7 protein-coding genes are annotated in these 6,156 nt (G+C 69.2%); 3 read left to right on the top strand and 4 right to left on the bottom strand.

The window, feature by feature from the left end; all coding sequences use genetic code 11:
• Nucleotides 1-408: 408 nt before the first annotated feature.
• Nucleotides 409-1,059 carry a DNA-3-methyladenine glycosylase gene (locus ACFY12_RS23650; protein ID WP_390717838.1) on the bottom strand — a complete coding sequence of 217 codons (651 nt, stop codon included), beginning with the start codon at nt 1,057-1,059 and terminating at the stop codon, nt 409-411.
• A 245-nt stretch (nt 1,060-1,304) separates the two neighbouring features.
• Between ACFY12_RS23650 and ACFY12_RS23645 the strand changes: the two genes are divergently transcribed.
• The 3 genes from ACFY12_RS23645 (at nt 1,305) to ACFY12_RS23635 (ending at nt 3,691) form a co-directional block, all read left to right on the top strand.
• A complete protein-coding gene (locus tag ACFY12_RS23645; RefSeq protein WP_390717837.1) occupies nt 1,305-2,087 on the top strand; it encodes a sporulation protein in 783 nt (260 codons plus the stop codon).
• 99 nt (nt 2,088-2,186) lie between these two features.
• Nucleotides 2,187-2,726 (top strand): YbhB/YbcL family Raf kinase inhibitor-like protein, encoded by a 540-nt coding sequence (locus tag ACFY12_RS23640; RefSeq protein ID WP_390717836.1) that lies wholly within the window; start codon nt 2,187-2,189, stop codon nt 2,724-2,726.
• A 458-nt stretch (nt 2,727-3,184) separates the two neighbouring features.
• Entirely contained in the window at nt 3,185-3,691 is a 507-nt protein-coding gene (locus tag ACFY12_RS23635) for an HNH endonuclease (RefSeq protein ID WP_390717835.1), read from the top strand.
• A gap of 57 nt (nt 3,692-3,748) precedes the next feature.
• Here ACFY12_RS23635 and ACFY12_RS23630 read toward each other — a convergent pair whose 3' ends face one another.
• The 3 genes from ACFY12_RS23630 to ACFY12_RS23620 all read right to left on the bottom strand — a co-directional run bounded on the left by ACFY12_RS23630 (nt 3,749) and on the right by ACFY12_RS23620 (nt 6,076).
• The gene (locus ACFY12_RS23630) at nt 3,749-4,516 is read right to left on the bottom strand and encodes a sulfite exporter TauE/SafE family protein (protein ID WP_390717834.1); all 768 of its coding nucleotides are present in this window, start codon (nt 4,514-4,516) and stop codon (nt 3,749-3,751) included.
• A gap of 84 nt (nt 4,517-4,600) precedes the next feature.
• Entirely contained in the window at nt 4,601-5,539 is a 939-nt protein-coding gene (locus ACFY12_RS23625) for an SPFH domain-containing protein (protein WP_390717833.1), read from the bottom strand.
• 123 nt (nt 5,540-5,662) lie between these two features.
• Nucleotides 5,663-6,076: an NfeD family protein gene (locus tag ACFY12_RS23620; RefSeq protein ID WP_390717874.1), complete on the bottom strand. Its 414-nt coding sequence runs from the start codon at nt 6,074-6,076 to the stop codon at nt 5,663-5,665.
• Between the last annotated feature and the right edge of the window lie 80 nt (nt 6,077-6,156).

The following is a 6,156-nucleotide window of genomic DNA, read 5'->3' as shown; positions in this document are numbered from 1 at the left end:
TCCTTCGGCCACCCTCTCAGGCTTCCTCCGGGCGCTTCCCTTCGGTCTTGCGTTTCCGACTCTATCAGACCCTCGCGGCTCCGATTTTCGCCGGTTGCGATTCGGCCTTCCGGCCCCTTCGCGATTCCGACTTTAGCAGATCCGGATTCTCTTCGGATCCGGCTCCGATTTTCGTCGGAAGGTTTGCCTCGGAGCGGATTATTCGCTGCCCTTTCGGCGGTCACTACTTTAGCGGCTTTCCCTGGCGACTCATAATCGAGCCGACGAGTCGAATTTCGGGCATCGCCGAAGAAGACCCGTCAGGGAGAGGCGTGAGAAGTAGTGGGTTTTCGCCGCCCGGCGGTCTGCGCAGATAGCGCTGCCCGTCTCCAGCGGCTCGGGCCACGTTAGGCGGTTGACCATACAGAGTCAAGTTGTGCTGGTGGCGCGGCGTCGGGGGACGTGCCTGCGGTACGGGCTGACGGTCGGGTCACCGTTGATCCAGTAGCGCCAGGGGTGGTCGGCGCCGTCTCCGCCGACGCCGGTGCGCGGGCCGTTGCGCACCAGTTCAGGGGCGGGCGGGGCACCGTGCAGCAGGGTGAGCGGGGCGGAGCCGCCCAGGCACAGATCCGCGCCGTCGAGGCTTCGGTCGATATCGAGGGCGGTGGCCAGGCGGGCCGGGCCCTTTGCGAGTTCGGTGGCCGTGCGCGCCTTGGGACGGCGGGCAGCGGCCAGGGAGGCGCCGGTGAGGATCTCGCCGGCGCGCAGGAGGACCCCGCTGGCCTGGCCTTCCGGGCAGCAGACCGCGTTGAGGCTGAACCACATGCCGTAGATGAAGTAGACGTACGCATGGCCGGGCGGGCCGAACATGGTCGCGTTGCGTGCGGTGCGGCCCCGGTAGGCGTGGGAGCCGGGGTCGTTCTCGCCGTCGTACGCCTCGACCTCGGTCAGCCGGAGTTCGATCGGGCCGTCGGGGGTGTTGCGTACGAGCGTGCGGCCCAGCAGGTCAGGGGCCACTTCCGCGACGGGACGAGCGAAGAAGTCGCGGCTGAGCGGCATTCGTTCCGGTACGTCGGTCATGCGGCCCGAGGGTAGTGGAGCGGACACGGGTGGCGGCTGGCCAGGAGGGCGTCGGGGTTGGGAAGGTGTGGGCCGTGGAACCGGCCTGCGCGATTCCACGGTCGTGGACAGCACTGGCGCAGGGGAGCGCACTGCCGCGGGCACTGCGCGCGGAGCGCGTCATGGGAAGCGATGCGCTCCGTACCGGGAGGAAATCCCGGTAGGCAAGTCGATGAGCACAGGCGCTGGGCCTGGGGAGGACGAGCATGGGATTCAAGAAGCTGCTGGCGAGCCTGGGCGCCGGGGGCGCGTCGGTGGAGACGGTCCTCTTCGAGGAGAACGTCGTCCCGGGTGGGGTCGTGCAGGGTGAGGTACGGATCCAGGGCGGGTCGGTGGCCCAGGACATCCAGAAACTGTCCGTGGGGTTGCAGGCGCGGGTCGAGGTGGAGCGCGGCGACGAGGAGTACAAGCGGAACGTCGAGTTCACCAAGGTGCAGCTGGGCGGCGCGTTCCAGGTGCAGCAGGGGGCGACGCACACCGTGCCGTTCGGGCTGGAGATCCCCTGGGAGACACCGGTCACCACGTTCCTGGGGGCGCACCTGTCCGGGATGAGTGTCGGGGTGACGACCGAGCTGGCGATCGCGCGGGCGGTGGACTCCACGGACCTCGATCCGGTGAACGTGCATCCGCTGCCGGCGCAGCAGGCGATTCTGGACGCGTTCGGGCGGCTCGGGTTCCGCTTCAAGGCCGCCGACCTGGAGCAGGGGCACATCCGGGGGACGCGGCAGCGGCTGCCGTTCTACCAGGAGATCGAGTTCCACGCCCCGCCGCAGTACCGGGGGCTGAACCAGGTCGAGCTGTCCTTCGTGGCGGACGACCGGGAGATGGACGTCGTCCTGGAGATGGACAAGAAGCCGGGGCTGTTCTCCGAGGGCTCGGACACCTACCGGTCGTTCACGGTGGGGCTGAACGACTTCGAGGGGACCGACTGGGCGGCGTACCTCAACCAGTGGCTGGCCGAGGTCGGCGGGAAGCGGAACTGGCTCTAGGACTGCACCAGGGCCTGCCTCTCCCCTTCTGCGTGGATCGGAGAGACAGGCCCTAACCTGGCCCGACAGAGTGTCAGCCAGCGACCAGGAGGTGTTGCAGTGTCCGAGCTGAAGCGGCGGCCGCTCCCGCACGATTTCCATCCGCCGGTGCCGGAGTTCGCGGTGTCGAGCGATGAGGTGGAGCCGGGCGGGACGCTCCGTCCGGAGCAGGTCTTCGCCCAGGGGAACCGTTCGCCGCAGCTGCGGTGGGAGGGGGCTCCCGCGGGGACGAAGAGCTACGCCGTCACCTGCTACGACCCGGACGCGCCGACGGGCAGTGGCTTCTGGCACTGGGTGCTGTTCGACATTCCGGCGTCGGTGACGGAGTTGCCGGCCGGTTCCGGTTCCGGGGACATGAAGGGGCTGCCCGAGGGTGCCGTCCATGTCCGCAACGACTACGGGACGCGGGACTTCGGGGGTGCGGCGCCGCCGCCCGGGGACGGTCCGCACCGCTATGTGTTCACTGTGTACGCGGTGGACCAGGAGAAACTCGGTCCGGACGCGGACGTCTCGCCCGCGGTGGTGGGGTTCCATCTGCGGTTCCACGCCGTCGGGCGGGCCCAGCTGATCGCCGAGTACGAGGTGCCGGCCGCGGGCTGAGCCCGGAAATTCCGTTGCGCCCCGGCGCTTCTCGCACGCAGAGTGGTACCCGAGCCGCCGCCCCCTCATCAGGGCGTCGGGCAGCTGGTACCGCAGTGGCGGAAGCGGCGGGGCGCAGGTGTGTCGTCCCCCGTTTGCCGGAGCCCGTCCTCGTGTCGGGTGTCCTCGTCGGCTGTCGTCGCTCCGGGTCTCAGATGTTCACGGGGGTGGGACCCGGAGCGATTTCTTTGTGCCCTGCCTCCTCGTGCCGTCTTGTGACGTTTTGCGCCGTCTTCTGCCCTGTCTCTTTGTGCCCTGTCCCGATGTGCGGGGTGCCGCCGGATCACCTCGTCTTCACCTTGCGATCATGCTCCATTTCCCTTGTGGCATGCGGAAATTGCGTTGTTCGGGGAATACCTGGCGCTGCACAGTGGAGCAACTTCGCCACGGGGGCGGAGCGGGTCCGGGAGGTGGACAGGATGCGCGAGACGCTGGTGCTGAACGCGAGCTTCGAGCCGCTGGCGACGGTGTCGCTGCGGCGGGCGGTGGTGCTGGTCATGCAGGACAAGGCCGTTGTCGAGCACGCGCACCCGGGGCTGCGGATCCGCGCCGCGTCGGTGGACGTCCCGGTGCCGCAGGTGATCAGGTTGAGCCGGTACGTACGGGTGCCGTTCCGAAGACGGGCGCCCTGGTCGCGGCGGGGTGTGCTGGTGCGTGACCAGCACCGGTGCGCATACTGCGGGCGCCGGGCGACGACCGTGGATCACGTCGTACCGCGGTCGCGCGGGGGTGGGGACACCTGGCTGAATACCGTCGCCTCGTGCGCGGAGGACAACCACCGCAAAGCGGACCGTACGCCCGAACAGGCGGGGATGCGGCTGCTGCGGCGGCCGTTCGAGCCGACGCCGGCGGACGCGCTGCTGTCGACCCTGGGGGTGACCGTACGGGACGGGCTGCCGGACTGGCTGGCGCTGCCGGCGGCGTAGACGGCCTGCGCTCCGGCCGGTCATGGACCGTGGCGCGGGGCCGTCGTTGAACTCCTTCTATTCCAGGAGGAGTTTGACGATGGCCAGCAGGCCGACGACGACGATCACGGCGCGCAGGGCAGCGGGCGGCAGCCGGCGGCCGATCTTCGCGCCGAGCAGGCCGCCGAGAGTGGAGCCGAGGGCGATCAGGCCGACCGCGGCCCAGTCGAAGGTGGCGACGAAGAGGAAGAAGACCGCCGCGACGGCGTTGACGCCCCCGACGAGGACGTTCTTGAGTGCGTTGAGGCGCTGCAGGTCCTCGTGGAGCAGCAGGCCCATGAGGGACATGTAGATCACGCCCTGGGCGGCGCCGAAGTAGCCGCCGTAGGCGCTGGCGAGCAGCAGGCCGAGGAGCAGGAGGGGACCGCCGTCGGGGTGGGCGGTGGTGCCGTTGCTCTCCCGGCGGGCGCGGAGCCTGGCGGAGAGCGTGGGCTGGGCGACGACGAGGACGAGCGCGACCGCGATCAGCGCCGGGACGACTATGGCGAACGCCTCGGGTGGCAGCGCCAGCAGCAGGATCGCGCCGCCCAGGCCGCCGAGGAGGGCGGCGGTGCCGAAGCGCAGCAGACGGCGGCGCTGGCCGGCGAGTTCACGGCGGTACCCGAAGGCGCCGCTGAGAGAACCGGGCACCAGGCCCAGGGTGTTGGAGACATTGGCCGTGACGGGTGGCAGTCCGAAGGCGAGCAGCACCGGGAAGGTGACGAGGGTCCCGGACCCGACGATGGTGTTGATGGTGCCGGCGCCGACCCCCGCGGCGAGGACGGCGACGGCTTCCCAGAGGGTCATACGGGCTCCTCCGTGCATGATCGGCAGGAACGGTCCTGCCGATCATGCACCAGGGGGCACGGTGCGCGGGAGGGGGCTTCCGGATCAGTCGATCGGCGGGGCTTCGCGCTTCGTCGTGCTGGTCTTGGGGGTGGAGCCGCCGCCGGCCGACGGGGCGATGTTGCCGATGGCGCCGCCGAGGCCCTTGAGGGCGTCGCCGATCTCGCTGGGCACGATCCAGAGCTTGTTGGCGTCGCCCTCGGCGATCTTCGGGAGCATCTGGAGGTACTGGTAGGAGAGCAGCTTCTGGTCCGGGTCGCCGGCGTGGATGGACTCGAAGACCGTACGGATCGCCTGGGCCTCACCCTCGGCCCGCAGCGCGGCGGCCTTGGACTCACCCTCGGCCCGCAGGATCGCGGACTGCTTCTCACCCTCGGCGGTCAGGATCTGGGACTGACGGACACCTTCGGCCTGGAGAATGGCGGCGCGCTTGTCACGGTCGGCACGCATCTGCTTCTCCATCGAGTCCTGGATGGAGGTCGGCGGCTCGATGGCCTTGAGCTCGACGCGGTTGACGCGGATGCCCCACTTGCCGGTGGCCTCGTCGAGGACGCCGCGCAGCGCCGCGTTGATCTCCTCGCGGGAGGTCAGGGTCCGTTCGAGGTCCATACCGCCGATGATGTTGCGGAGCGTGGTGACGGTGAGCTGCTCGATGGCCTGGATGTAGCTGGCGACCTCGTACGTCGCGGCGCGTGCGTCCGTCACCTGGTAGTAGATGACGGTGTCGATGTTCACGACCAGGTTGTCCTGGGTGATCACCGGCTGTGGCGGGAACGGCACGACCTGCTCGCGGAGGTCGATGCGGTTGCGGATGGTGTCGATGAACGGGACGACGATGTTCAGTCCCGCGTTCAGCGTTCTCGTATAGCGGCCGAAGCGTTCGACGATGGCGGCGCTCGCCTGGGGGATGACCTGGATCGTCTTGATGAGTGCGACGAAGACGAGTACCACGAGGATGATCAGGACGATGATGATCGGTTCCACAGCGGCTCCCGTGCCCTTCGTTGCTGTCCGTGCCGGCCGGCGGCCGACTGTTTGCCGTTGATCAGTCTTTCAGGTTGCGGCTCGTCGCGCAGCGTGTTCAGGTCAGATACGGCGGATGCCGGGTCAGATGACGACGGCGGTGGCGCCGTCGATCTCGACGACGTCCACTTCCTGGCCGGGTTCGTAGATCCGTCCGCTCTCCAGGGCGCGGGCGGACCAGATCTCGCCGGCGAGCTTGATGCGGCCGCCCGCACCTGCGTCGATCCGCTCCACGACCGTGGCGGTTCTGCCCTTCAGCGCGTCGACGCCGGACGCGAGCCGGGGACTCTGGCTGCGGTGGCGGTTGGCGATGGGGCGTACGACGGCGATCAGCGCCACCGACACGGCGGCGAACACCAGGATTTGCGGAACGGTGCCGCCACCGAGCGCTGCGGTGACGGCACCGGCGACGGCACCGACCGCGAACATCCCGAATTCGGGCATCGCGGTCACGACGAGAGGAATACCCAGTCCTACGGCGGCGATCAGCCACCACACCCATGGATCCACGGCTTCATGGTAGATCCGTGCGGCTGCCCGGGACAGGGCACGACCGGTCAGTGGCGGGCAAGGAGGTG

It is taken from the genome of Streptomyces sp. NPDC001339 (assembly GCF_042895955.1).
Lineage (GTDB): Bacteria > Actinomycetota > Actinomycetes > Streptomycetales > Streptomycetaceae > Streptomyces.
This window is presented reverse-complemented; position numbering and strand designations above follow the sequence as displayed.

Excerpts from the sequence above, each read along its gene's own strand:
- ACFY12_RS23630 (WP_390717834.1), bottom strand. The coding sequence starts at position 4,516 with ATGACCCTCTGGGAAGCCGTCGCCGTCCTCGCCGCGGGGGTCGGCGCC.
- ACFY12_RS23645 (WP_390717837.1), top strand. The coding sequence starts at position 1,305 with ATGGGATTCAAGAAGCTGCTGGCGAGCCTGGGCGCCGGGGGCGCGTCG.
- ACFY12_RS23650 (WP_390717838.1), bottom strand. The coding sequence starts at position 1,059 with ATGACCGACGTACCGGAACGAATGCCGCTCAGCCGCGACTTCTTCGCT.
- ACFY12_RS23635 (WP_390717835.1), top strand. The coding sequence starts at position 3,185 with ATGCGCGAGACGCTGGTGCTGAACGCGAGCTTCGAGCCGCTGGCGACG.